Below are 26,238 nucleotides of genomic sequence, written 5' to 3' on the forward strand. Positions count from 1 at the left end.
TCAATTGCTAATCTACAAAAGTTAACAACGCATGTTGGCTAGCTGTATGGATGTCTCGCCAAACTCTATTGATTTCGCTTTCTTTCTTTGCAGCTTCTAATCCGCAATACGGAAATAAGGTGTCACTCGCTCGTCGGCAAGCATGAGCGAGTTTCCTACTAGTTAAACTTACTTCTGCAAGTAAATTTTCTTCAATTTTTCCTAAGGTAATCAATTGGCTCCAGGATTGATCGAAGGCATTATAGAATCGGCTGCGTAAATCTGCAATCTCTTCTTTACATTTTTGCAATTCTGATTGGAAGAACAAAATTTGTTGTTCATTGTATCTCTTCAACCCCGATCGTGATTTAAAAGCTTCTTCTACAAGTGCTATAAAATGTTTTGCCATACCTAAGCTATTTACAGCCAAAGTAGTTTCTGCAAGCTGTAGAAAAGGATAGTCAAAACCTTCATCAGCCACTTCGATATTACTATTAATGGTAAAAGTTCTATTGGTTGGTACTACCAAATCTTTTACCTCAAAGGCATGGCTTCCGGTAGCAATTAACCCAAAGTAAGACCATCCTGCTAAAATTTCTACCTCATCCCGCTTAAGAATAAATGATTTAATAACCGGGTTTCCGTTCTCATCCAGAATATCGCTTTCATCTGGATTTTTTAGTACACAATTGGCGGTAAATATAGTAGCATGCAAAGCACCGCTTGCATATTTCCAGTGGCCGTTTACCAGATAACCATTATTCGTTTTAACCGCCATACCACCAACTGCACCGCTTCCAGCAAAACAAACTTCTCGGTCTGCAAATATTTCCGAAGCCAGTTCAGGATTTAGAAAACCCGCGAACCATGCTGCTCCGGCACACAAAGTGATGGTCCAGCCTAAGCTTCCATCGGCTTCGGCAAGTTCTTCCTCTAATCTTAATATTTCGGGCAGCTTTTTACCTGCACCACCATAAATCTCGGGCACAAAAAGTTTAAACCAATTTTCCTGATAGGCAAGTTCTAAAATCGACGGGTGCAGCTCGCCCATTTCTTCAGATGGTGCCGCGAATGCCTTTACCTTTTCCTGCCAGGTTTGTGTTAATGTATTTTCCATGGGATTCCGATTTAATATAGGGTTGATGAGTTAAATGGTTCGAAGGCTTCTTTTGCCTATAATCTTCTTCCAATCGATAAAACCGAAAATGGCAACTACAAACAAGAAAATAGTTAAACAAGCCATTAAAGGCAACTTTTTATGAAACAGGAGCGGGATAGCTACAACGTTCGACACATTTAGAAAAATCCAGTTTTCAATTTTACGTTTGGCCAAAAGCCACATTCCTGCCCAGGCTGTGCTTGATACAAATGCATCGAGAAGTGGTACATCTGAATCGGTATGGTTGCGCAGTACAAAATAGAAAACAAAAAAGCCAACTACCGAAATCATAACCGCAATGAGTAACTCATTGTTAGTGCTCCAGGCCACTTGGTTTGCCCCTTCAACTTTGCGTTTCTTCCAGATAATCCAACCGTAAACGCTCATGATTAAATAGTAAATACTAAGGCACATTTCGGCATATAGCTTTACATTTAAAAGCAGATACATGGATAGTAAGATAGAAACAATACCTGTAGGATAAAGCCAAATGTTGTTTTTCTTTGCCAGCAACACTTCAGAAACGCCAAAGCCTACGGCCAGCCATTCGATTAACGAGGTATGTAAAATTTGCTCCTGAAAAAGCCTGAACCACTCTTGAAAATTCATTAACAATAATTTGATGTCTTCCGACTAATAAAAAATAATTGAAAACTGCTTTCAGGGCGAAACAGTAAGATAATTTAACCTCTTCCCTCCGTCGGCATTATCCGAATCAGGTGCATTTAAGTTGAAAGTTTAGTGTTCAAAGTTGAAAGTTCTTCAAACTTTTCACTCTTGACTTTTCGCTTAAAATGGGTGTAATCTCAGCCTCTTGATTGCAACAGAAATTGCAGAACAAAAAGCACCCCTTTGAGTGACGCAAATATAGTTTTATTTTTCCCATGGCAAATAATAAAAATCACTAACCAAAGCAAGTAGCTGATTATTAGTACATAACTAAAGATGTAACATTATATTTTCTATATTTAAGATAGAAACCGATCAAATAAATTTAATATGCGATTTAATAACGCTCTCCAGAGATTAAATTTTATGATAAAGCTTTGTAGCGTTTTCTGCCTTTTCTTTGGTGGATTGATCGGCTATTCGCAAACTAAACCTACCCTTTTATTTAAACATTTAACCCTTGAAGATGGACTTAGCGATCCGACGATCAGAGCCCTGCACATCGATAGGAATGGCTTTTTATGGGTTGGAACTGAAAATGGTTTAAACCGCTTTGATGGAACAACTTGTTACACCTACAAAAACATCAACAATTCTAAAAACTTTCCTGGCAATTATATTACCAATATTATCGAAGACAGCGCAGGCGATTTAATCATAGGCTCGCAAAATAATCTGGTTAAATATAACAGGCAACAAGATAATTTTACCAGTTATAAATTTCCTGAAAATCCGAACTTAAAAGATAATTACTATTCTTTTCCATTTTACATCGATCATCGGAAAGATTTGTGGGTTTATCTTGCCGGAAATATTTACAGGTACAGTAATCAAACTAAGAAAACCAAATACATTACAACTTACTCTAACGGTTTTCAATTTGTTCCTATTCCATTCTATCACGAGTTAGATTGGTTTATAAGCCGTGGAGTAAAGGGAATTTATATCAATAAAGCTAACGATACAAAAGAAGAACATGTTCAGAAATTTTTGATGAATAACGATTCCCCTCCGTTAAATAGCCACGTTGAAGACGTTTACGTTGAAACCGACACGTCGCTTTGGCTTGGAACGGATAAAGGTTTAATTCTTCTCAATCCCAAAACTAAAAGCCATCAAATATTCAGCAATTGTAAAACAAACAAGAAAATAATCGCGACTGCAATTGCTAAATATCCAGACCAACCCTGGCTATTAGTTGGCACAAGAAACGATGGTTTGCTCTTATTCAATTTAGTATCAAGGAAATTTTTTGGCTGGTATAGCCACGAGTCGGACAATTCTTTAAGCCTTTCCGGTAACTATATCAGGAGAATTTACATCGATCAAAAACAAAATCTTTTTATTGGTATTGACGGCCATGGACTAGATTATACCAATTTGAATAAGGTGATATTTACTCGGCTATTAGAGAAAACGAACACTGTACCCACTGGATTTGATAATGATGTTGTGGCCATGCTGAGGCTTAAAAATGGACAGCTGTGGTGTGGCACAAAAAATGGAGGCTTGTACATCTACCTAAAAGATTTAAAGAAGCCATTTAAAAATGAATTTGCAAAAATAGGTATCTCAAAGCTTGTTGAAACGAGCAACGGGGATGTATTATTAGAGCTTGCCGATGGACGATTTTTTCTTTACGAAAGTAAGATTGATAGGTTCATCCCATTAAAAATAAAGTTTTCTGAAAAGCAAAATGGAAAGGTGCAGATTAACCAGATTGTGAAAATTAATAACACGCTATTTGCCGCTACAGAGTACGGAGTAGCTAAACTATCCATAAGCGCAAGCCATGAGCTTTTGTTTGCTGCAGACAAGGGTTTTAATCAGTCGATTACCTGGCCAAATATTCAAAGAATTATACCCTTTAATAAAGATGAGGTATTGGTTCAAACCTATTATACCTCGCTTTATTCAGCTAAATTAAAAGGTGATCGATTTGTTCTGGATCAGAAAATAGCGCCAACTCCATTCGGCATAAATGGAAACATTACTATTGATGAGACCATTTATTTAGGGACTAGCTCCGGGCTGATCAGGTTTAATACGGTTACTAAAACATTGGATAAGTACAGCCTATTGGATGCGAATTGCACCAGTATACTCGCCGATCGAAACAACAATTTATGGCTTGGAACCAATCATGGTCTTTATTTTTACGAACCTAAACAGGCAAATCAAACCCGTTATGTTACTGCTGACGGTTTACAAAGCATGGTTTTCAATATTAACTCAGCACTTTCCTGTAACGATGGTTTGCTCTATTTTGGAGGAATAAACGGCATAAATGTAGTGAACCCCTCAAAAGCGAAGGTTTACACCAGCGTTGCCAAACCTCAAATTACATCTATATTAATAAACGATAAAACGTCCTCGCTAGTTGGTATCCCAACTACAATATCCAAGCTAAACTTAAAACACAACCAAAACACGATTACAATTGCATTTAGTCCGATGGATTTCACCAATCCAAAACAAAGAAAAATTGTTTATCAAATGGTTGGTTACGACGATAAGAAGATCACTGTTATAGGCAGTAACAGTATTCGTTTTCCAAATATGCCATCCGGAAAATTCAAGTTAGTGTTAGTTGATGTGTATAGCAATAAAAGAACCGAACTACCCATCTACATCAGCGCTCCATTCTGGCAAAAGTGGTGGTTTTTGGTGATTTGTTTATTGAGTCTGATCATCATCTCTTTTATGGGCTTTGTTATTTATTTAAGGTGGATAAAACATCTACAAATACTTCAGCTTCGTCAAATGATCAATTTCCAAAAGGCAGACCGAAAAAGAATAGCTGATGATCTTCATGATGATGTCGGTTTGCGCCTATCATCGTTGAAACACTATCTTCTGGCAGGCGACATCAATAAAATGATAGATGGCGGTGAACTACGCAAACTTTCATCAGAATATATTGATCAGGCGGTTAGCGTATTAAGATCGACGTTGATCAACTTAAGCCCCAAAACTATTGATGAACATGGATTAATTACAGCACTTGAAGACCTGATTGAGAATATCAACAAACTCAAAATCATTACCATACATTTTGATTATGCAGGCTTCAACATCGCACTTAAAAGTACACAACAGTATTCGCTCTACAGAATTTGCCAGGAGTTGATTAACAACACCATCAAACATGCAGGCGCTAAAAACATTTACATCGCAATTATTAATCGAGATGAAAAAGTGATCATTTTATATGAAGATGATGGCATGGGTTATGATACTTTACTCGTAAAAAGAGGATACGGGCTTTACAATATCGAGGCTCATATCAAAGCTATAAAAGCAGATCTGGCTATTGATACGCAAATTGGAAAAGGAGTAGCGGTGACCATCACAATTAATTTAAAACAAATTTTAAAGTTTAAAAATGGCAGTTAAAATTTTGATAGCCGACGATCATAAGGTGTTGATTAATGGGCTCAAACTCATTTTGGCCGTAAGAAATGATTACGAAGTAGTTGCAATTGCAAATAACGGCATGGAAGTGATTGATTTACTACTACACCAATCTCCAGATGTTATCTTGCTAGATATCAATATGCCCATATTAAACGGTTATCAAACCATCAAGCTGATAAAAACGAATCACCCTAACATTAAAGTAATTGTGCTATCAATGCTTAATGATAAGCGAAGCGTTCTTAATATGCTCGAAGCTGGGGCAAATGGCTTCCTTTTTAAGGATACGGACGATAAACACCTCTTTAAGGCTATTGATTGCGTGATGAACGAGGAATACTATGTATCAGAAAGTCTTAATGATATTCTCGATGAATTTTTGAATAACATCAAACATAAAAAACCCAAAACGAAACACACACTTTCGGCAAGGGAGATGGAAATTGTTAACCTTATTGTTGAGGGAAATACAAATGCACAAATAGCAGACCTACTTTTTTTGAGTACGAGGACAGTAGATACTCATCGAAAAAATATTTTTCACAAGCTTGATTTAAACAATACTGCATCGTTGGTTAAGTATGCCATGGAGAATAAAATGTTTTTAGGCTACGAGTAAAATCCCTTCAAAAAATACCGTAAAAAGCGTATTGAATTAACAAATTGATTTATGTCAATTTGTATAGTTCGATCATTAACGCTGCTCTAAAAATCCCTAAAAAAAATAGAGAAATAGTGATTGGAAAATAAAAATCAGTAATTGATTTTACGAAAATTAACTAGTCAAACTCCTACGCTCTATGAAAACGGTATCTCTACTTTTGCTATTTTTATCTATTGCTATTTCAAATTCAAAAGCTCAAACCATGCTTACCAGAAATGTGGTGGCCAGTACTGGCGGCAGTGCGCAAGTAGGCAATGTTCTTGTACAATATACCGTAGGCGAAGTCGCAATACTCACTCAGCAGACTGCCGGTATTTTACTTACTCAAGGTTTCCAGCAACCAGAATTCACTATATCTAACATCATTGTACCCGCTGTAGGTAACATGAGGGTTTATCCAAACCCAGCTGTTGGCAGAACAAAGGTAGATTTCGATTTATTTAGTGATAGCAAGGTTCTAATCAACCTGGTTAATAACGCTGGTCAAATTGTACACTCCAGCACTGTAACGAGCCTGGCAGGAAAGGTAGAATACATTATTCCACTAAATGGATTGGCCTCCGGAATGTACCATGTAGTACTTTATGCCAACTTCAGAACCTATTCTGAAAAGCTTGTAATCCAATAAGACTTTAATCTCTTACTTAAATACTTTCCATGAAAACGCTTATCAAAACCTCATCAGTTTTATTGCTTTCGCTTTGTCTGGCAATTTATAGTAAAGCGCAGGTACAAAACCAATACCGCACAGTAACAACAGCTGCTTCTTTTTTATTAGTTAGTACTGATGCAAGGAATACGGGAGTGGCAGAAGCTGGAACAGGACTTGTTAGCGATGCAAATTCCAATTATGTAAATGGCGCCAAACTTTCTTTTGCCAATACAACTGGAATCAGCGTTTCTTACGTTCCCTGGATGCGTGAAGTAGATAAAAACCTGCACCTCGGCAACTTAAGTGCTTATCATAAATTTAGCGATAAAGATGTAGTCGGCCTTTCATTGAAATATTTCGATTTAGGGACTATAAATTTTCGAAATGACGCTGGAGGATTGCTTCAACAGTATCAGGCAAGTGAGTTTTCAATCGATGGCACTTATTCCAGAAAATTTGGAAATGATTTAGCTATAGCCTTGGCAGCAAGATACATCAGAAGCGATTTAGGCAACGGAATGTTTAATGGTTTGGAAGTGAATGCTGTAAATGGTTATTCTGCAGACATTAGTATTTACTCTGAAAAAACCTTAAATACCTCCAGATATGCTTGGGGGGTAAGTTTAACCAACATAGGTACAAAATTAAAATACTCATCAGTATCTGCCGGCGAATCATTTCTGCCAATGAATTTGAGAATCGGTGGTGGTTACACGATACTAAAAAGTCAAACCAATAGCATCACTTTTCTAGTTGACCTCAATAAGTTGATGGTACCAACTGCTCCAAGGTATAAATTGGATGCAAATGGAATAACAACTACAGAAATTGAAAAGGGAAAAGATCCAAGTAGAAGTGTTCCAAGCGGATTGTTTACTTCTTTATTTGATGCTCCCGGTGGATTTAGGGAAGAGATATCAGAATTCACCATTGCTGGAGGAATAGAATTTTCTTACCAAAATCAATTGTTTGTACGAACAGGATATTTTTATGAGGATCCAGAAAAAGGAAACAGGCAGCACTTTGCACTTGGGTTAGGACTGAAATTAAAGCCTATACAATTTGATATGAGCTACATAGCGCCAACTGCCAAGCGATATGTACTTAGAAATGGGATAAAGTTCACCTTAAGTTATGCCATCGATTAATCTATAACACTCAACTTAAAATTAAAAAAATGAAAACATTAATTTTCTTGCTTATACTGATTTTTATCGGTATCGCAAATGCAAAAGCTCAATCTACACCAAGCAGCATGCCTGTTCAACAAAATACAGATGTTAAAGTTGCCAAGACAAATGTTCACATCCCTGCAACAATAGCGGGCCAAAACCTGTCATCTGATCAACCCACCCTCGCTCCAGCTCAGAAAATGGCTAAAATAGATGCTATTAAACTGCCATTAATTCAAAAAGAACAAGTTAAACTATAAAATACTCCTACCCTGTCCAGGTATTCAAATTAAACAAGTGAATCTCTTTCAATCAAGTTATAGGAGCTCATGTATTATCTAATTGACCTAATCAAATTTTAGCAAAATGAAAAAAATTACGCTTATCCTTGCCCTAGCAACCTTTTTATATGTAGGCAACGTGCTTGCTCAAAGTGGTCTTACTGGAATAAATTATCAGGCAGCTGCCAGAAATAATGATGGAACAGTTTTGGCAAAACAAAATGTAAAAGTGCGCATATCTATCCTTGGCGGAAGTACCAATGGTACAGTTCAATATCTTGAAAACCATGATTTAACCACAAATACATTAGGTTTATTCACTTTGCAAATAGGTAAAGGGACACCCTCTCAAGGAACTTTAGCTGGAGTGCCTTGGCAAAATGCGAATCAATACTTAAGGGTAGAACTAGCCATTGGAGGCGGGAGTTTTACTGATTTGGGTACTACTCAATTAATGAGTGTACCCTATGCTTTATACTCTGCAAACGGAACGCCTGGCCCAATAGGACCAGTAGGCCCAGCCGGACCAACAGGTGCACAGGGCCCGATAGGATTAAACGGTCCTGCAGGGGCTACGGGGCCGATTGGTTTAACAGGACCCGCTGGACCTATGGGACTGCAGGGCTTGACTGGACCAATTGGCGCACAAGGCCCAGTTGGTGCAATAGGACCCGCCGGCCCACAAGGACCTATTGGCATTCAGGGACCGATTGGTGCAACAGGCGCAAAAGGAACGCAAGGACCAATTGGACTAACCGGACCAGCAGGACCAATTGGGATACAAGGCGTGCCGGGGGCAGCTGGACCTCAAGGAGCGGTTGGTGCAACAGGGCCTGCAGGTCCAATTGGACCACAGGGGATTCCAGGAACCATTACTGCATCACCCGCTGGTGGAGACCTTACTGGAAATTATCCAGATCCAGTTGTATCAAAAATCCAATCAGTTGCGGTTGCCAATACTGCCCCAACTTTAAACCAAGTACTCAAATTTGATGGTACGAATTGGAAACCAGACAATGTTTCTGGCGATGATTTAGGCAACCATACCGCAACCCTTCCGTTAAAATTAAATAATCAGCCTGTTACCAATAATGGCAGTAATGGATTAACATTAGAGGATAATGGTGCTTTAACGCTTAAGACTAGCATAAACAATACTATCAATACAGCCAAATTCGATAATTCAGGAGGCCTTGTACTACCTGGTAAATTTTTAACAGGTACAATTCCAGTAGAAGGACCAGGTACTCGCTTGATGTGGTACCCTAAAAAAGGTGCACTCCGAGTTGGAAATGCTGTTGCAACGGAGTGGGATGATTTGAATATCAAAGACTATTCTTATGCTTTTGGAAATCAGGTAACTGCCAGTGGATATGGCTCTGTTGCTTTTGGCGACCAAGTTAAAGTATTATCAACAGTTGGCGTAGGATTTGGTTCTGCCGTCACAGTTACTGGAACTGCGGGTTTTTCTGCAGGAGCGAGCAATACTGTTGGTGGATTTTGTGGGGTGGCTCTAGGTTATACCACTATAGCAAATGGTCAAGGTTCTGTTGCTATTGGTTACAGAGTAGAATCTCTGGAAGATTATGCCGTGGCTATTGGCTACAGAGGCTTAGCTAGACACGAGGGTGCGTTGGTATTGTCTGATGCATCTAGTTTGAGTGGAAACCGTGCGGATTATACTACTTCAAGTGCTGCCAACCAGTTTACCGCTCGTTATGCTGGTGGTTTTAGGTTATTTACAAACGATGATATGAATGTAGGTGTTTCTTTAACTCCTGGAGACAACTCGTGGAATATCATATCCGACTCCACCAAAAAAGAAAGATTTATATCATCTAACGGCGAAGAAATGTTACTAAAATTAAGACCTATGAGATTGGGATCCTGGAACTATAAAGTTCAGCGTGGTGCAAATCACCGCCACTATGGCCCAATGGCACAAGATTTTTATGCAGCTTTTGGTAAAGACAAATATGGAACAATTGGTAGCGATACAACCATCGCCCAGGCAGATATGGAAGGTGTTTTAATGATCATGGTTAAAGCCCTTGAAAAAAGAACTGCCGAACAATCGGTAGAAATTGCCAAACTAAAAACGCAGAATCAAGAGCTTGCATTATTACTTTCAGAGACAAAAAAAGCAAATGAGGAATGGAACCAGCTGAAAACGCTTTTAAGCAAGCAATTGGAAACGAAAGAATTAAGCGAAAAACTAAAAGCAATTAATAGTGAACCAAGAAAGAACAAGCCAGAAATAGCTAAGAGTAAATAGCCAATTCTACTTGAAACAAAAACAGCCGCCTGATTAAAATCAAGCGGCTGTTTTTGTTTGGAGCTGAGAAAATGCTTTTAAAATAAGCCTAATTGTCCTTTTTCATCAATTTCTATATCATCTGGATTGGTGATTTCAAAATCAACTTTCTTAATAGGCTTTTCTTCTTTTGGTTTCTCCGATTCTTTAGCTGACTGATTTTTAACCGTATCTGCTTTAGGTTCATTAACTGGTTCTTCAACAGCTTTGGCCTCATCGACTGCCTTTTGAGCCAGTGGCTTTTCCATCACGCTTGGCTTTTCAGCCGTCAAATCAGGCTTACGCTCAAATTTAGGCTTTTGCTTTTCCTGTGTAGACTCGTCACCTTTATTAGGACCTACGTTTTCAGGAGCCGCTTCCTCGTTATCTTCTTTTATCTCCACAGGATTCTCTTCAACCGAAGTTTCATCTTCTCCACTACCCTCATTTTCATTAGCTTCTTCTGCTTCAATTTCAGGCTCTTCTAAAACTACCTTTTGAACATCGTGAGGTGATAAACGATTGCCATTAGCTTTCAAACCTTTTACATCAATCAGGTCGGACAATGTTAAGTCAAGTGTTTCCGGAATTTGTGTCTTGCCTTTCAATACATCAAGCAATACTTTAGCGGCAGGATTTGACGTGAGAAATAACAGCTTGGATTTTGGTTCTTCGCTAATAAAAACGACTTTTTTACCATTCGTCTGTAATTCAAAATTGAAGCGTTTGATGAAATAATTTTGTGCTTTTCCTTCAAAATGAACAGCAGCAAATATCTTATCGGCATCAAACTTCTCAATCAAAATTAGCCCATCATCAAAGTGATTACTAAGTTCAAAAGAGCTTAGCTCGTAATATCCATCTTTATGAACCTGCAAAATTCTGTCATCGCCGTCAAATTCGCCTAGGTACTTACCTCGTCCATCAACATTTAAACGCTTCAGTAAATCATCGTACCAAATTTTTAGTCCTGATAAAGTGGATACCCCTTTGCTTTTCAGAATGATTTTCTTGACCGGATATTTGGAAATAATATTTCCTTGCGAACCACGACCTTTTATGGCAACTTCTGCAAAATCTTGATCAAATTGCAGTTTACGTAACTTTGAATGCGGCTTTAAAGCAACGTTAACCACTTCGGCCTCACCATTTGGATTAGCAGTGAAATATAAAACCTTCGAACCTTTCGAACCCTTAGTTAAATCGTATTCCTTATCACGGGTAACCCCAACAACCGCGAAACGTTTAATGTAAGACGTGCCAGAAGAACCATCTTTATAAACCATATTGTAAATTGTTCGCTCGTCGTTTTTCTTAAAAACCTGCGCATGGATAATCCCCTTGCCAACAAAAGTTTTATCAGCAACCTTAGTAATCATGCATTTTCCATCCTCACGGAAAACAATTACTTCATCAATATCAGAGCAATCGGCAATAAATTCATCCTTACGCAAACCTGTACCAATAAAACCATCCTCGCGGTTCATATACAACTTAACATTCGCCAAGGCCACTTTTGATGCCTCTACCCTATCAAATAAACGGATTTCTGTTTTTCGTTCTCTGCCTTTGCTATACTTATCTTTTAGTTTCTGAAACCAGGCGATGGCATAATCGGTTAGATGTTTCAAGTGATTTTTAACTACTTTGATTTCATCCTCCAGGTTTTTCATCTGCTCATCTGCCTTTTTCACATCAAACCTGGTGATGCTGCTCATCGGTTTATCGATCAGTTTTTTAAAATCCTCTGGTAATATTTCTCGATAGAGCGATGGCTTAAAAGGATCAAAAAGCAAGTGTAAAACTTCAACTACCGTATCAAAGTTGGCCGAATTTTCATATTCAGGATTTTTATACATTCCCTCCTGAATAAATATTTTTAAAAGCGAACTGAAGAAAATTTTCTCCTGCAACTCGTGCAGGCGAATCTCCAATTCTTTTTTCAATAAACTTTTAGTATGCTTTGTATTTTCAATTAAGATATCATTCACACTCATAAAGTGTGGTTTGTCACCTTGAATAATACACGTATTTGGAGAAATGGAAACTTCACAAGCGGTAAAAGCATAAAGTGCATCGATGGTCACATCCGGCGAAATACCCGGTGCTAAATGCACAATAATTTCTACATGAGCCGCTGTACTGTCCTCAATTTTCTTGATTTTTATTTTACCCTTATCATTGGCGGCCAAAATACTATCAATGATGGAACTTGTAGTGGTACTATAAGGAACTTCTGTTATAACCAGTGTCTTTTTATCCTTTTCGGTAATTTTAGCACGAACACGAATTTTTCCACCCCGCTGACCTTCATTATAGTTTGAAAAATCGGCCATTCCACCAGTAAAAAAGTCGGGCAAAATATTAGGCCGAACGCCTTTCAGGGCATCAATGGAGGCATCTAACAATTCGATAAAATTGTGAGGCATCACCTTTGTAGCCAAACCAACTGCAATACCTTCTGCCCCTTGTGCCAATAATAACGGAAATTTCACCGGTAAAGTAATCGGTTCGTTGTTACGTCCATCATAACTTAACTGCCACTCCGTAGTATCAGGATTAAAAACAACTTCATTGGCGAACTTGGATAACCGGGCTTCAATATATCTCGGTGCCGCAGCGCTATCGCCAGTAATCGGATCGCCCCAGTTACCCTGCATGTCAATTAGCAAATCTTTCTGCCCAATCTGCACCATCGCATCTCCGATAGAAGCATCCCCGTGAGGGTGATATTTCATCGTGTTACCAATTACATTCGCTGCTTTATTGAAACGTCCATCGTCCATTTCCTTAAGCGAGTGCATAATACGACGTTGAACAGGCTTTAATCCATCATGAATATGAGGAACTGCCCTGTCCAAAATTACATAAGATGCGTAATCGAGGAACCAATTTTCGTACAAACCGTTAATTGGTGTAATGGTGTGTTTATGCTCTTCGTTTGGATTTAGGTTTTGATCTGATTCTTCACTCATTTATCTACAGAAATTGGCAGCCGTAAATATAATAAAAATGATTGCACAGTGTAAAAACAGGTTATTCACATTTAAGTGCCTAGGAATATCGGCAAGGCAGGCTGTAATTAGGTTAGAAGTACATCAAAACCTGTAAAAAACTCGGTAAATTGTTTGAAGATTACTCAGCAGAATCTGATAAAGCGATAAGTACCGCACCGGCAATCATCACGGTGCCACCAACTACAATTTGCCAGGTGATTTTTTCTTTCAAAAAGATGATGGATAAAACAATAGCAATCACTAACGACGTTCTTTCAATAGTAGCCACATAAGATGCTGGGCCCATTGATAACGCTTTATAAGAAAACAAAGTTGACAATGATGTAAAAACCCCTGCCGAAAGCAGAAATATCCATGCATTTTTTTCGATTCCCTTCCAATCGCTAAAATTGCCCTGGTAAAAAACTACTCCCCAGGTAATGAGTAAAATCAAGACGGCTTGAATGGCAAAAGCCAAGCTGGAATCTACATTTTTTAATCCCGCCTTTGTTAGTACAATTACCAATCCAGCTGATATTGCTGCAAGCATAGCCCATAAAACCCACATAGTTATTTTTGTTTATAGCTTAACAGCAAAAATTCAAAATAGATTGTAACAAAAAACAATAGGCAAAACTTTATTATTTAGGTGATAATGACTTGCACTACGTTGGAAGTTGAAAGTTTAACCTGCGTTGCGCCACGCTCCTGTTTATAATCTCCTATTAACTCATAACTGCGTACTCCTGGAATTTTAACCGGCTGAGTGATCCGAATATAAGCTTGTGGCGTAAATTCATCAGTTTTTTCAAGTGTTACCTTTAAACCATTTTACGATTCTTATGGCCGCCACTCAGTTTATTTGGATGTGACTTTGAAATAAACCTTTCTTGCTCTTACACTACAAATGAACTTTATATTTATCCATGATCTCTTTTAACCTTGGCCAATCGAAAGTGATATCATATTGTTTCGCCAGTCGATCCAAATCACCAGGTTTTGGTCGTTGATTGTTAATAAACAAGTCAGCCAAATCGCTCATATATGCTTCGTGGCCAGCAGGACTGTACAATTCTATAAACTTTACGGTTTCTTTGCCAGTGTTCCAAAAGCTATGAACAATTCCTCGTGGACGTAAATGCCAATCACCAGCTTTTACCTCGAATAACTCATTGCCTACCATAATGGTTAAAACGCCTTGTGTCACTCTACAAATTTCATCGAAAGTTTTATGATAATGTGGCGGGGCGCCCAAATAACCAACAGGTAGTGTAGATTCAGTTATGCCAACATGGCCATCGGTTTGGCTTTTATTAAGTTTAAAACTGATGTCTCCATCACCGATTTTGCCTTTTTTACCAGCATTTTCAGGTACGAAGATAGGTTTCTTAATATCATCAAAAATATCTCATGGCGATTTAATATCGGCAAAAGCTTGAGAAGGCAGTGCAGCTGAACCAATCGAAGATATTGCAAGCAATTGTAACAACCTTCTCCGAGTTAAAATATTGTTCTGTTCATTCTCCATACTGATGATTTTTTTACTAATTTATTGAATATCAGAGAAGAAAAAGCATTTTATAAAGAATAATATTGTGGGTGGGACTTAACCTAACCCAAGAACATCAGCCGAAAAATATAAACCTGATTAAAGCGAAAAGCCCGCAGCGAATAAAAGCATTTTCTGCTTTTATAAAAGCGAGGACTTGCAGCGATAGCAGGGCTAAAATGCCGAAGGATTACAGAACTGCCAATTTCCAAATATTTTTAAGCTTTAGCCCCTAAGCGATCTTCTACAAATGAAAATGGCAACAAACTTTGTACACTGGGCACTTTTAAAACTTCGCCGTTTAAACAGTAAAATATTACTTCAATTGGCGATGCTTGCTTCCTTTCAAACTCGGCCATTACCTGCAAACAACCACCGCAAGAGGTAACTGGCTTCAAAATTTCAAAGGCATCGGTTTGCGCTGTAATGGCCATACTTTCGATCACTGCATCTGGATACGCCGAACCAATGGAAAAGAGTGCAACACGCTCGGCACATAAACCAGAAGGATAGGCCAGATTTTCCTGGTTGCTGCCCAATATTATTTCACCAGAAGCCAAACGGATAGCGGTTCCTACCCGGAATTTTGAATAAGGGGAATACGAACTTGCCAACGCTTTCTCCGCGTTTTCACAAAGTATGGCATCTTGCTCATTTAATTCACTAACTCCATTGTACTGTTCGAAGGTTATATTAAGATTTAATAATTTCATTTTTAATACTTTAATAAATCGCCAGTGTTAAATTTTTATAGCGGGCGAACAATTTAGTTTAATTTTTGTAGTATTTATAAATAACTGCCTTAAATTTAATTTTAATGGCATGCTTTTGGCATTTAACAACCACCAAACACATTCGCTTTGAATAAATACGTACGTAAAAGTTTAAAAATTTTGCTTTGGGTAATTGCATCTATCATCATTTTGGTGGTGGCTGTTGCCCTTTCGCTCAACATTCCTGCAGTGCAAAATTTTGTTAAGGGAAAAGCTATTGATTACCTTAAAACGAAAACAAAGACTGAAGTTAGCCTTGAAAGTATTAAAATCGCATTACCCAAAGATGTGGTTTTGAACAAGTTTTATATCGAAGATTTAAAAGGTGATACTTTGTTATATGCTGAAAAACTAGCCGTTGATATTAGTTTATTTAAACTATTGGACAATACTGTTGAGATTAACAGTGTTGAGCTAAAAAACATACGGGCTAACGTTAAAAGGATTGCGCCAGACACAACTTTTAACTTTTCTTTTTTAGTTGATGCTTTTATGAGCGATCAAAAAAAACCTGAAGAAAAGGTGGATAAGGATACCACATCTACTATGAAATTTTCTGTTGATAAGGTTTCTTTTGAAGATATAGGCATTAATTACCGTGATGATGTAGCGGGTAACGATGCCAAAATTTACCTTGGCGCATTTAAGGCAAAACTAAAAACTTTCGATTTAGCTGGCCAACATTACGTAATTCGCGATTTGGCACTGAATAATACATCGCTTAGATATTTACAGCAAAAACCTTTGGTAGAACTGGTCCAACATGTTACCAATAGTGTAGATAGCAGCCAAAAGGAAACTGGAAAACTGCCATTGATTGAGGTGGAAAAATTTGCTTTCAACAATGTAAAAGTGAATTACGACGATCAGATTTCTACTACGAAAGCAGTAGCTGATGTTAACGAATTGGGCCTGGTTAACCTTAAAGTTGATTTAACGAATAGTAAATATTCGGTAGAAGATGCCAAGTTAAATAAATCGAATATTCTTTTTGCTTTTAAACCTGCTCCAAGTAACGATTTAAAGAAGGTTAAAGACACCGTTGTTGCTGAAAAATCGGCGCTCGGCCTGATGATTAAAAACATTAGCCTGGCTGATAATAATGTGCAATTTGACAACCTAGGTGCAAAAGCTGCGCCGAAAGGAATGGATTTTAATCATTTAAAAATTACTGGTTTAAATTTTGGCGCTGGCGACGTAAGTTACAGTGCCGATGGCATTAAGGCCAATGTTAAAAATGGTTCGCTAAAGGAGAAAAGTGGCTTTGCTTTGAATGAGTTAAAAGGAAACGCTGTCTATAACGACAAGCAAATTAAGCTAAGCAACTTTGTTTTAAAAACACCAAATACCACCATTGAAAATGCTACGGAACTGAACTTCACTTCGATGGATGATTTAACTAAACATCCGGAAAGAGTGAAACTAGCATTAAGCTTAAAAAACACAACCATCGGACTAAAAGATGCGGGTTATTTTAGTGATGCCATCCCAGCGAATTACCGCAATGAAAAAATAAAAATAAATGCAGATGTGAATGGCTATTTAAATAACCTTAACATTCCTCGCCTGCAAATCACCGGATTAAAAAATACACAAATCGATATTAGCGGAACGGCTAAAGGTTTGCCCGACATAAATAAAACTTTCCTTGATTTAAATATTAAAAAGCTCTATGTTACCAAGAGTGATATTTTAGTTGCCGTACCAAAAAAATCCCTTCCACCTACAATCGAATTGCCAAATGTGATTAATGCCAATGGTAAATTTAAAGGTTCGATAACGGATTTTAACACCAACATGAATATTCAAACTGATATGGGAGGTGCAATTTTAACTGCAGCAATGAATGGACCAAAAGGGAGAGAGCGTTATAAAGCTGATGTTTCTTTGAACAATTTTAATGTTGGCCGCTTGTTAAAGATGCAACCAAAATTAGGACGAATAACGGTTAAAGCAAATGTGGCTGGAACGGGGCTTGATCCTAAAAAAATAAATGCCAAATTTAACGCCCGGGTACTAAACGCCTACTACAATAAATATACTTACCGAAACTTAAATCTGGCAGGAACTTATGCTAATCAGAATGTTACCATTAAAGGTAACATGCCAGATAGCAACGCAAATTTTGTTCTGGATGCCAAAGCAAATCTGGCGGGGAAATATCCTGCGGTAAAGGCCAATTTGAACTTAAAACAGTTAAATCTTCAGGCCCTTAACTTTAGTCCGACGTTGTTAAGCGCTGCTGGTTTAATAAAAGTTGATTTAGAAACTGCCGATGCAGATTATTTAAATGGTTCGGTAGATATTACAGGCTTACAGTTGGCTAAAGATGCGCAAAGAATTAATGTTGATACCATTTCAGTTCGGGCAAAATCGACAGCTACAGAAAACGAGCTTTCGTTGAAGTCGGAAATTATATCGGCAAAAATTGATGGGAAGTACGAGCTGACAAAAATCGGTAGTGCATTCATTAACGAAATCAACAAATATTATTCTTTTGGGCAGGTAACTAAAATTCCCGATCAAAGAATGCGGTTCGCTGTTCAAATTTACGATTCGAAATTACTGAAACAGTTTGTTCCAGAGCTGAGTGTTTTCAAGCAATCGCAGTTTTATGGTTTAATTGATACCCAGAAAGATAGTTTACAGATTAAAGGAAATTTCCCGCAGGTGGTATATGGAGATTTTAAAATTGATACTACTTCAATCAACATCAATAACGAAAACAATAAGCTCGATTATGCCCTAAGGGTGAAGAGTTTACAAAGTCCTTCCATTGCCTTGTTCAATACCGAAATAAGCGGTGAAGCACTAAACAACTTATTAGGTGTTAATATCTTCCTTCGGGATAGACAATTGAAAGATAAATATGTAATTGGCGGTAATTTTCAATCTATAAACAAAGATTTTAAGTTTACCCTTGATCCGCAGAAACTTTTATTGGATTATCAAAAGTGGGTGGTATCGCAAGATAATTTTATTCAATTCGGTCAATCCGGAATATTAGTTAATCAGTTTGCGATTAGCAATAGTGGTCAGTCGCTATCAATAAACAGTAATCCAACTCAGCCTAATGCACCTTTAAGTGTTGAGTTTAAAGATTTTCAACTGGAAACTTTAACGAAATTCGCAGAAACGGATACTACTTTAGTTGGAGGCCGTTTAAATGGAACTGCCAATGTGAAAGATTTGGCATCGACGCCAAAATTTGAAGCGAACTTAACGATAGATCAGCTCCGTTACCAGAAAGACCAACTTGGGACTTTGCGTGTGGCTGTTAACAACAATACACAAAATGCCTTTGAAGTTAATGTGGCTTTAGCAGGCGTTCACGATTTACGAGTGAATGGATTTTATTACACCGCCCCTCAAAGCGCCTTAGATTTAACGGTGAACATTGATAAAATTGAGATGAAAAATATCGAGAGTTTATCTCAAGGGCAGCTGAAAAATGGTACGGGAACACTAACTGGTGCACTAACAGTTAAAGGGGAATTAACTGCTCCAAAAATATTAGGCGATTTAACCTTTAACAACGCTGGAATAAATGTGGCTTATGTAAATTCCTATTTCCGTATGCCGAACGAGAAGATATCTTTTACCAATGAGGGCATTGCCTTTAATAACTTTACATTGATCGATTCTTTGAACCAGAAAGCAACCATAAATGGAAAGGTTTTAACTACAGATTATAAAAATTATCGCTTTGGTCTGGATATCAGAATGAATAATTTCCGGGCAATTAATTCTACTGCTGCTGATAATGAGATGATTTATGGTACGGTTTATCTAACCAGCGACATTAAAGTTCGTGGAGATTTAAATCAGCCAGATGTAAACATGAATATCACTGTAAATAAAGGCACTAAGTTTTTCTTTGCTTTGCCTTCGAGTGATCCATCAATCATTGATCAGGATGGAATTGTTCAGTTTATTGATGCAGATGCACCGCCTTTTAACGGTCAGAAAGCACTCAAGGTAGATAGCATTAGCAAATCGCCAATAAAGGGAATAAACCTAGTTGCTGCAGTGAAAATAGATCCTGAAGCAGAATTAAATGTAGTTGTCGATCCATCAAATGGTGATGCGCTTAATATCAAGGGAGATGCGGATTTGAATGCAACCATGGATCCAAGCGGAAAAATAAGCTTAACCGGACGTTACGAGGTGGTGGATGGTTCTTACAATTTATCTGTTGGACCATTAGGTAAAAAGGAATTCCGAATCGTGAAAGGTAGTACAATCATTTGGACAGGCGAACCAACTTCGGCTAATGCCAACTTAACGGCAATGTATGAAGTTAACGCTGCTCCAATTGATTTGCTTAACCAACCCGATTTAGTACAGGCCAAAACCAAAATTCCATTTCAAGTTTATTTAATGATGAAAGGTGAATTATTAAAACCTACTATTTCATTCAGAATTGATTTACCTGAAAATGAAAGAGCTACAGAAATCGGGAGCTTGTCTTATACCCGACTTCAAAACGTTAATCGTGATGAAAGCGAACTAAATAAACAGGTTTTTGCTTTATTAGCACTCAATCGGTTCATTGCTAATAATCCATTCCAAAGCTTGTCTGGCGGTGGTGGTGGTGTTTCTACCCTTGCCCGATCGAGCGTGAGTAAATTATTAACAGAACAATTAAATAATTTAACTTCGGATTTAATTCAAGGGGTTGATTTAAACTTTGGTGTAAATTCATCAGAAGATTATTCTACCGGATCTCTGCAGCAAAAAACGGACTTGGAAATTGGTTTATCTAAAAAATTATTGAACGATAGGCTAACTGTTACCGTTGGAAGTTCATTTGCATTGGAAGGACCACAAGCACCAGGAGAAAAATCTACCGATATTGCGGGTAATGTAAATGTAGAATATGCCTTATCTGCCGATGGAAGGTACCGTTTAAGAGCTTACAGACGCAACCAAAACGATGTAATTGTACAAGGACAGATTATTGAAACCGGATTAGGTTTTACTTTAGTGGTTGATTACAACAAATTCAGAGAAATTTTCCAGAAAAAACGCAATAGAAGAACAAGAAACATTGAACAGAAAGCACAAAATGAGAAAACTAACTAGACCTATTTTATTTGTATTGGCCTGTTTAGTTTATGCAGGTTGCAGTAGTACGAAATCCTTAAAACCTGGACAAATTTTATATACGGGAGCAGATGTGATCATCAACCCAGATTCAGCAGGAAAAATTGATGATGAGAAACAAGTTAAGGCTGATTTAAAAAGTAAAACCCGACCCCGCCCAAATAACAAACTTAAACTGGCTATCTACAACTTTGCTGGTGAACCTAAAAAACCTAAAGGTTTAAGAAACTGGATCAGGAAAAAAGGTGAGCCGCCGGTACTTTTGAGTGAAGTTAAATTGAAATACAATAACGATGTATTAACCAGCTATTTATTGAGTGAAGGCTACCTTCAAGCAGCTGTAACCGGAGATACAGTTGTTAAAGATAAAAAAGGAAAGGCAATTTATACTGCTGTTACTGGCGAGAGGTATAAAATTAATAAAATCACTTTTCCGCCTGACTCTGGCGTGTTAACTAAAATCATTAATGCCAATAAAGATAAAACGCTGTTAAAAGTTGGAGACTTTTATGATTTAGATGTTTATAAAAACGAGCGAATCAGAATTGATAACGACTTAAAAGAAAATGGATACTTCTATTTCAGTCCTGATTACTTGATTATGCAGGTTGATAGCACGATCGGCAAAAACCTGGTAAATGTTACCGTTAAGGTTAAAGATATTGCTCCAGACGCGGCGTTGAAGCCCTATACTATAAAAAATATTAAAATTTATCCGAATTACTCGATCCGTAGAGATAGCACACTTCGTAAATTGAAGCCTTTGGAATATCATGATTTCAATATTTACGATGACCGCAATACCTTCAAGCCCAGATTATTTGATCGATTGGTTTTCTTTCAAAAAGGGGAAGTATATAACCGCAAAGACCATAACCAATCCTTAAACAGGATGGTAAATATCGGTGCCTTTCAAGATGTTAGAGCTGAATTTTTACCGGTAGATAGCTTCAAGAATAATGAACTCGATTTGAATATTTATTTAACACCGCTAAAGAAAAATTCACTTACCTTCTCAGTAACGGGGACCAGTAAATCGAACAATTTCGTAGGTTCTGAAGTAAAGGTTACGCAAACTACAAGAAACCTTTTTAGGGGGGCTGAGCAATTGGATGTGAGCGTGAGTGGTGGTTTTGAAACGCAAACCAGAGGTACTTCATTAGGTAAAAATTCACTGTCTCTTACAGCTGAAGGAAAGTTGACCTTTCCAAGGTTTATTGTGCCGTTTTATAAGCCCAATAGTACAACAGCCTTTATCCCCAAAACAATTGCTTCATTGTCTTACCAGATGTTGAACCGAGGATCAGAATATACATTGCATGCTTTTAAAGGAGAGTTTGGCTATAATTTCAAAGAAAATCAATACAAAGAACATAATTTTAACCCAATTTCGGTAAGTTATGTTTCAACAACATTTCCATCTGATACAACAAGAGATCGGTTATTTGCTGAAAACCCTTTACTTAGAACAACATTAGAGAATCAGTTTATCATTGGTAGTAGCTACAACTTTACCTATACCAACCAAATGGAAACCAATCGCAGAAACAACACATTTTTCTATGGTGCGCTAGAAACTGGTGGTAACCTTTGGGGAACATTTGTTCCAAAAGATGAGCAAGGCAAACGTTCTATTTTCAACGTTCCTTTATCGCAATTTGTGAGATTAGAAGCAGACTTAAGAGATTACTACAAAGTGACCAGAAATGTAACCTGGGCAAATAGATTGAATTTAGGTTACGGTTATGCTTATGGAAATAGTACCTCACTCCCATTTGTTAGACAGTTTTTTGCTGGTGGAAGTAACGACATCAGGGCATTTCCGGCCAGAACCTTAGGTCCCGGAACATATAAAGTACCAGATGATGCCATTTTTGCTGATCAAGGTGGCGACATCAAATTAATGCTGAATTCGGAACTGAGATTTAAAATTGTAAGTATTTTATATGGCGCCTTATTTGTTGATGCTGGAAATATTTGGTTACGCAAAGAGGATATGGGCGTTCCTGGAACTTCAAATACCGGCAGGCTAGGTTCGGAATTTAAATTAAAAAATGTGCTTAACGAATTAGCTGTGGGTACCGGAGCAGGATTGCGTGTTGATGCTTCAATTTTTGTAGTTCGCCTGGATGTAGCATTTCCTGTTCGTAAACCGTATCTTGCAGAAGGTCAGCGCTGGGTGTTTGATGATATCGCATTTGGAAATAAGGACTGGCGCAGACAAAATTTAATTTTTAATATCGGGATTGGTTATCCTTTTTAACTTTTTAAATGAGATTAATCAAAAAAATCAAACAGTTTTTTATTGCACTTTATCATCTTTTTATAGCAGCTGGGAAGGGTTTTGCTGAAGATAGAATCACTAAATTAAGTGCTTCTTTAGCATATTATACCATTTTCTCCCTCACCCCACTAATCATCATTGTTTTATCTGCCGCAACCTTGTTTTTCGGTGATAAAATGAATACAGAAACCAGGAATAAGTTTTTTGCGCAAGTAAACGATATGGTTGGCCCCGATGCGGCGATGCAAATTCAAGGCTTTGTTGAACACGCTAACAAAAGCGGTCAATCTTCGATAGGACTAATCATCGGAATTGCAACCTTAATTGTTGGTTCGACAGCTATATTTATTGAAATTCAAGACAGTATCAATATGATCTGGAAGGTAAAAGCAATCCCGAAAAAAGGCTGGCTAAAAATGATTACCAACAGACTACTCTCCTTTTCTTTAATCGTTTCGATGGGATTTTTATTACTGGTTTCATTAGTTGTAAATAGTGTGGTAGTAGGCTTGGGCGATAAACTCATTTCATTGTTATCAAAAACTGAAATAGATAAAGTTGTTCCTGTGGCTGATGATACCATGGCATTAATCATTTATATTTTGAATAACGTGATTACTTTGGCCGCGGTAACTGCAGTATTTACGGTAATTTTCAAGGTTTTACCAGATGTGATCATCAAATGGAAATCGGCTATTATCGGCGCACTATTTACTGCAGTACTCTTCAGTTTAGGAAAGTACTTAATTGGCATTTATATCGAAAAAGGAAATCCAGGCTCTGCATTTGGTGCGGCCAGTTCCATTATTGTAATTTTACTTTGGATCTATTACACCTCTATTATTTTATATTTTGGTGCAGAATTTACCCAGGCTTACGCCGAAAAATATGATGGCGGAATTGCACCTAGTAAATATGCTGTTTTTACGAAAATTACCATAGTAGAAAAAAAGGTGGATATACTGCCTCCCCAACACCCTGAAGATACAGTTGATGAACCGGAAAAGAAGAGTCTTTAGTCTTTAGTCTTTAGTCTTTAGTCTTTAGTCTTTAGTGCAAATCTTCTTTGATAGAATTTGTTTGTTATTTGCGAATATATTTCAGAATTTTCTCTAATAATTCTTGCTCTAAAAATGGTTTGAGCACCAACTCATCCATGCCAGAAGCAAGGTACTTTTTGCGATCTTCCTGCATTACATTTGCCGTAACACCCAGTATTGATACGGATCTTTTGTTCATGTCTTCGCAGCTTCTAATTTTTTGAGTGAGTTCTATTCCACCCATTTCAGGCATTTGGATATCTGTTAATACCAAATCGTAATCATTTTCATTAAACAATTCTAACGCTTCCCTCCCATTATAGGCGGCATCAAAAGTAACTTTATATTTCTTTAGAATGGTACTGGCAAGCAAAATGTTCAGCATATTATCGTCGGCCAGAAGGACTCTTTTTCCTGCCAAGATTTGAAGTTCGACATCCCAGTTAGATACTGGTAAATCTTGGCTAATAGGTTTATTTGTAATTTGATATGGCAACTCAAATGAAAAAGTAGAACCTTTTCGTTCAACGCTTTTTACATCGATAGTTCCGCCCTGAAACTCTACAATTTTTTTGCAAATGGCTAAACCAAGCCCTGTACCCTGTTGCTTTTCTTTAGTAGAGGCATAATAAACTTGTGCAAACTCATCGAAAATAATTTTTTGGTCAACAGGGTTTATACCCATCCCCGTATCAACAATACTAACCTTTAAGCTTGTATTGTTTCTTTCAAGATGCTCGAGACTTGCGTTTAAACTTACTTTTCCTTCTGCCGTAAATTTTATTGCATTGCTTAATAAATTCATTACTACCTGCTTCAACCTCAACGGATCGCCCAAAATGTACAGGTTTTTATCAATATCCATATTCATAACAAAGCCGATTTTCTTTTTATCAGCTTGGATTTTCATGCTATCAAAAACATCTTGAATAGCCACAAAGGGAGAAAATGGAACACTTTCTAGAGTAACTTTTCCTGTTTCATATTTCGAAAAATCAAGTATATCGTTCACCACATCAAGTAGCATTACAGACGAATTTCTGATGGCGCCAACCTGCTCCTTCTGTTCGGCTTGTAATTCAACCTGCGTTAGCTGTTCAGAGAAACCAACAATTGAGTTCAGCGGGGTTCTGATCTCGTGGCTCATATTGGCTAAAAACCTACTTTTCGAAAGGGCATATAATGCGGCCTTATTGCTATAATCAATTAATGCCGTTTCATTTCTATAAAATTTATAAACCATGTAAAAAACGAATAGCAGTAAGCCTCCAGCCAAAGCAAGTAAAACCCAGGTAAATTTATCCAGGTTTTCTACCGTGCTAAACGCTGTTACACTAATAACTTGTTGTACAGATGAATAATAATCCTTCTCTGTGGATTTGTATTTCTTCAGCCCATCAACAATTGTCGAAATCAAGAGGTGATTTACATCGAGCAACTGTTTTTCCTTGTCTTTAAGTTTTTTATTGGTACGATAAAGTTTTAAATAGTAATCGTTAATGGCTTTAAGTTGCAATTTGTTGTATGCCAAATTGAGTGAGGAGGTATCGGCAGTAATAATGGTTTTAATAAATGTTGATTTAGAACTGTCGACACTATTTTTACCCTTATCATTTATGGCGGCAATAATTCGTCCGAAAAATTTCTTCTTTGGCTGTGCGGCAACACTTGGTTTTATCGTATCAATTTTTACAATGCTTTTGAATTGCCTTGCGGTAAAAAGTTTGCTCTGAGGATTTATCTTTTCTACGTCTTTATCTACCTCAACTGAAAAATTAATTAAGCTATCAGAAAGCCTTTTAAGCTGAATAAATTGGGCGGTACGAAGCTTTTTTTGAAGAATGAGTTGATCAAAGTTATCGGAACTAAAAGCTCTTTCGCTATTATTCTGTTTCTCTATTGTATCCATGATTAAGGAAATTTCCTTAATCTCTTTTACGAACTGTTTGTAATAGCTTCTCTCTCCACTAACAACATACATTCTACAGCTATTTTCTGCATTGTACAATTTAAAAATACAGCTATCTAGTTTTGTAAAATCACTTTGTACCTGAGCAATTTTATTTACCGATTTTAAGAGTGGTATTTTTGAGAAATTAACGAATAAACCTGCTGTTATTCCGAAAATGACTAAGATTAAAAATACGACTATTAAATACTTTCCTGCTGAACTTTTAGTGGGTTTCAATTTCGTTGATTTAATT

16 protein-coding genes are annotated in these 26,238 nt (G+C 37.4%); 9 read left to right on the forward strand and 7 right to left on the reverse strand.

Features of this window, described 5'->3' with window-relative positions; all coding sequences use genetic code 11:
- Nucleotides 1–7: 7 nt before the first annotated feature.
- Nucleotides 8–1,096: an acyl-CoA dehydrogenase family protein gene (locus tag ACZZZC_RS20275; RefSeq protein ID WP_463483785.1), complete on the reverse strand. Its 1,089-nt coding sequence runs from the start codon at nucleotides 1,094–1,096 to the stop codon at nucleotides 8–10.
- 30 nt (nucleotides 1,097–1,126) lie between these two features.
- Nucleotides 1,127–1,747 carry a nicotinamide riboside transporter PnuC gene (gene pnuC, locus ACZZZC_RS20280; protein WP_463483786.1) on the reverse strand — a complete coding sequence of 207 codons (621 nt, stop codon included), beginning with the start codon at nucleotides 1,745–1,747 and terminating at the stop codon, nucleotides 1,127–1,129.
- Between the two features lie 426 nt (nucleotides 1,748–2,173).
- Here pnuC and ACZZZC_RS20285 point away from each other — a divergent pair, with 426 nt between their 5' ends.
- The 6 genes from ACZZZC_RS20285 (at nucleotide 2,174) to ACZZZC_RS20310 (ending at nucleotide 10,268) form a co-directional block, all read left to right on the forward strand.
- On the forward strand, nucleotides 2,174–5,203 hold the full coding sequence (locus ACZZZC_RS20285) for a ligand-binding sensor domain-containing protein (protein ID WP_463483787.1): 3,030 nt from the start codon (nucleotides 2,174–2,176) through the stop codon (nucleotides 5,201–5,203).
- Nucleotides 5,193–5,843 (forward strand): response regulator, encoded by a 651-nt coding sequence (locus ACZZZC_RS20290; protein WP_463483788.1) that lies wholly within the window; start codon nucleotides 5,193–5,195, stop codon nucleotides 5,841–5,843. The genes ACZZZC_RS20285 and ACZZZC_RS20290 overlap by 11 nt, the downstream gene beginning before the upstream one ends.
- A 181-nt stretch (nucleotides 5,844–6,024) precedes the next feature.
- Nucleotides 6,025–6,516 (forward strand): T9SS type A sorting domain-containing protein, encoded by a 492-nt coding sequence (locus tag ACZZZC_RS20295; protein WP_463483789.1) that lies wholly within the window; start codon nucleotides 6,025–6,027, stop codon nucleotides 6,514–6,516.
- Nucleotides 6,517–6,545: 29 nt separating this feature from the next.
- The gene (gene porV, locus ACZZZC_RS20300) at nucleotides 6,546–7,688 is read left to right on the forward strand and encodes a type IX secretion system outer membrane channel protein PorV (protein ID WP_463483790.1); all 1,143 of its coding nucleotides are present in this window, start codon (nucleotides 6,546–6,548) and stop codon (nucleotides 7,686–7,688) included.
- Between the two features lie 29 nt (nucleotides 7,689–7,717).
- Entirely contained in the window at nucleotides 7,718–7,972 is a 255-nt protein-coding gene (locus tag ACZZZC_RS20305) for a hypothetical protein (RefSeq protein ID WP_463483791.1), read from the forward strand.
- 106 nt (nucleotides 7,973–8,078) lie between these two features.
- Nucleotides 8,079–10,268, forward strand: a complete 2,190-nt coding sequence (locus ACZZZC_RS20310; protein ID WP_463483792.1) for a tail fiber domain-containing protein — start codon at nucleotides 8,079–8,081, stop codon at nucleotides 10,266–10,268.
- A gap of 77 nt (nucleotides 10,269–10,345) precedes the next feature.
- Here the strand turns inward: ACZZZC_RS20310 and ACZZZC_RS20315 are convergent, their stop codons facing one another.
- The 4 genes from ACZZZC_RS20315 to ACZZZC_RS20330 form a co-directional block, all read right to left on the reverse strand.
- A complete protein-coding gene (locus ACZZZC_RS20315) occupies nucleotides 10,346–13,261 on the reverse strand; it encodes a DNA gyrase/topoisomerase IV subunit A (RefSeq protein WP_463483793.1) in 2,916 nt (971 codons plus the stop codon).
- 160 nt (nucleotides 13,262–13,421) lie between these two features.
- Entirely contained in the window at nucleotides 13,422–13,850 is a 429-nt protein-coding gene (locus ACZZZC_RS20320) for an EamA family transporter (protein WP_463488047.1), read from the reverse strand.
- Nucleotides 13,851–14,183: 333 nt separating this feature from the next.
- Entirely contained in the window at nucleotides 14,184–14,687 is a 504-nt protein-coding gene (locus tag ACZZZC_RS20325) for a cupin domain-containing protein (protein WP_463486284.1), read from the reverse strand.
- Between the two features lie 362 nt (nucleotides 14,688–15,049).
- Nucleotides 15,050–15,544 carry a cytidine deaminase gene (locus ACZZZC_RS20330; RefSeq protein ID WP_463483795.1) on the reverse strand — a complete coding sequence of 165 codons (495 nt, stop codon included), beginning with the start codon at nucleotides 15,542–15,544 and terminating at the stop codon, nucleotides 15,050–15,052.
- 147 nt (nucleotides 15,545–15,691) lie between these two features.
- On the opposite strand from ACZZZC_RS20330, the gene ACZZZC_RS20335 reads away from it, so the two are divergent.
- The 3 genes from ACZZZC_RS20335 to ACZZZC_RS20345 are packed head-to-tail and all read left to right on the forward strand — an operon-like array spanning nucleotide 15,692 to nucleotide 24,013.
- Nucleotides 15,692–20,689, forward strand: coding sequence for a translocation/assembly module TamB domain-containing protein (locus ACZZZC_RS20335; RefSeq protein ID WP_463483796.1), 4,998 nt, complete (start codon nucleotides 15,692–15,694; stop codon nucleotides 20,687–20,689).
- On the forward strand, nucleotides 20,673–22,973 hold the full coding sequence (gene tamL / locus ACZZZC_RS20340; RefSeq protein WP_463488048.1) for a translocation and assembly module lipoprotein TamL: 2,301 nt from the start codon (nucleotides 20,673–20,675) through the stop codon (nucleotides 22,971–22,973). The genes ACZZZC_RS20335 and tamL overlap by 17 nt, the downstream gene beginning before the upstream one ends.
- A gap of 8 nt (nucleotides 22,974–22,981) precedes the next feature.
- Nucleotides 22,982–24,013 (forward strand): YihY/virulence factor BrkB family protein, encoded by a 1,032-nt coding sequence (locus ACZZZC_RS20345; protein ID WP_463483798.1) that lies wholly within the window; start codon nucleotides 22,982–22,984, stop codon nucleotides 24,011–24,013.
- Between the two features lie 64 nt (nucleotides 24,014–24,077).
- Here the strand turns inward: ACZZZC_RS20345 and ACZZZC_RS20350 are convergent, their stop codons facing one another.
- Nucleotides 24,078–26,222 (reverse strand): ATP-binding protein, encoded by a 2,145-nt coding sequence (locus ACZZZC_RS20350; RefSeq protein WP_463483799.1) that lies wholly within the window; start codon nucleotides 26,220–26,222, stop codon nucleotides 24,078–24,080.
- Between the last annotated feature and the right edge of the window lie 16 nt (nucleotides 26,223–26,238).

It is taken from the genome of Pedobacter sp. AC212 (genome assembly GCF_979258625.1).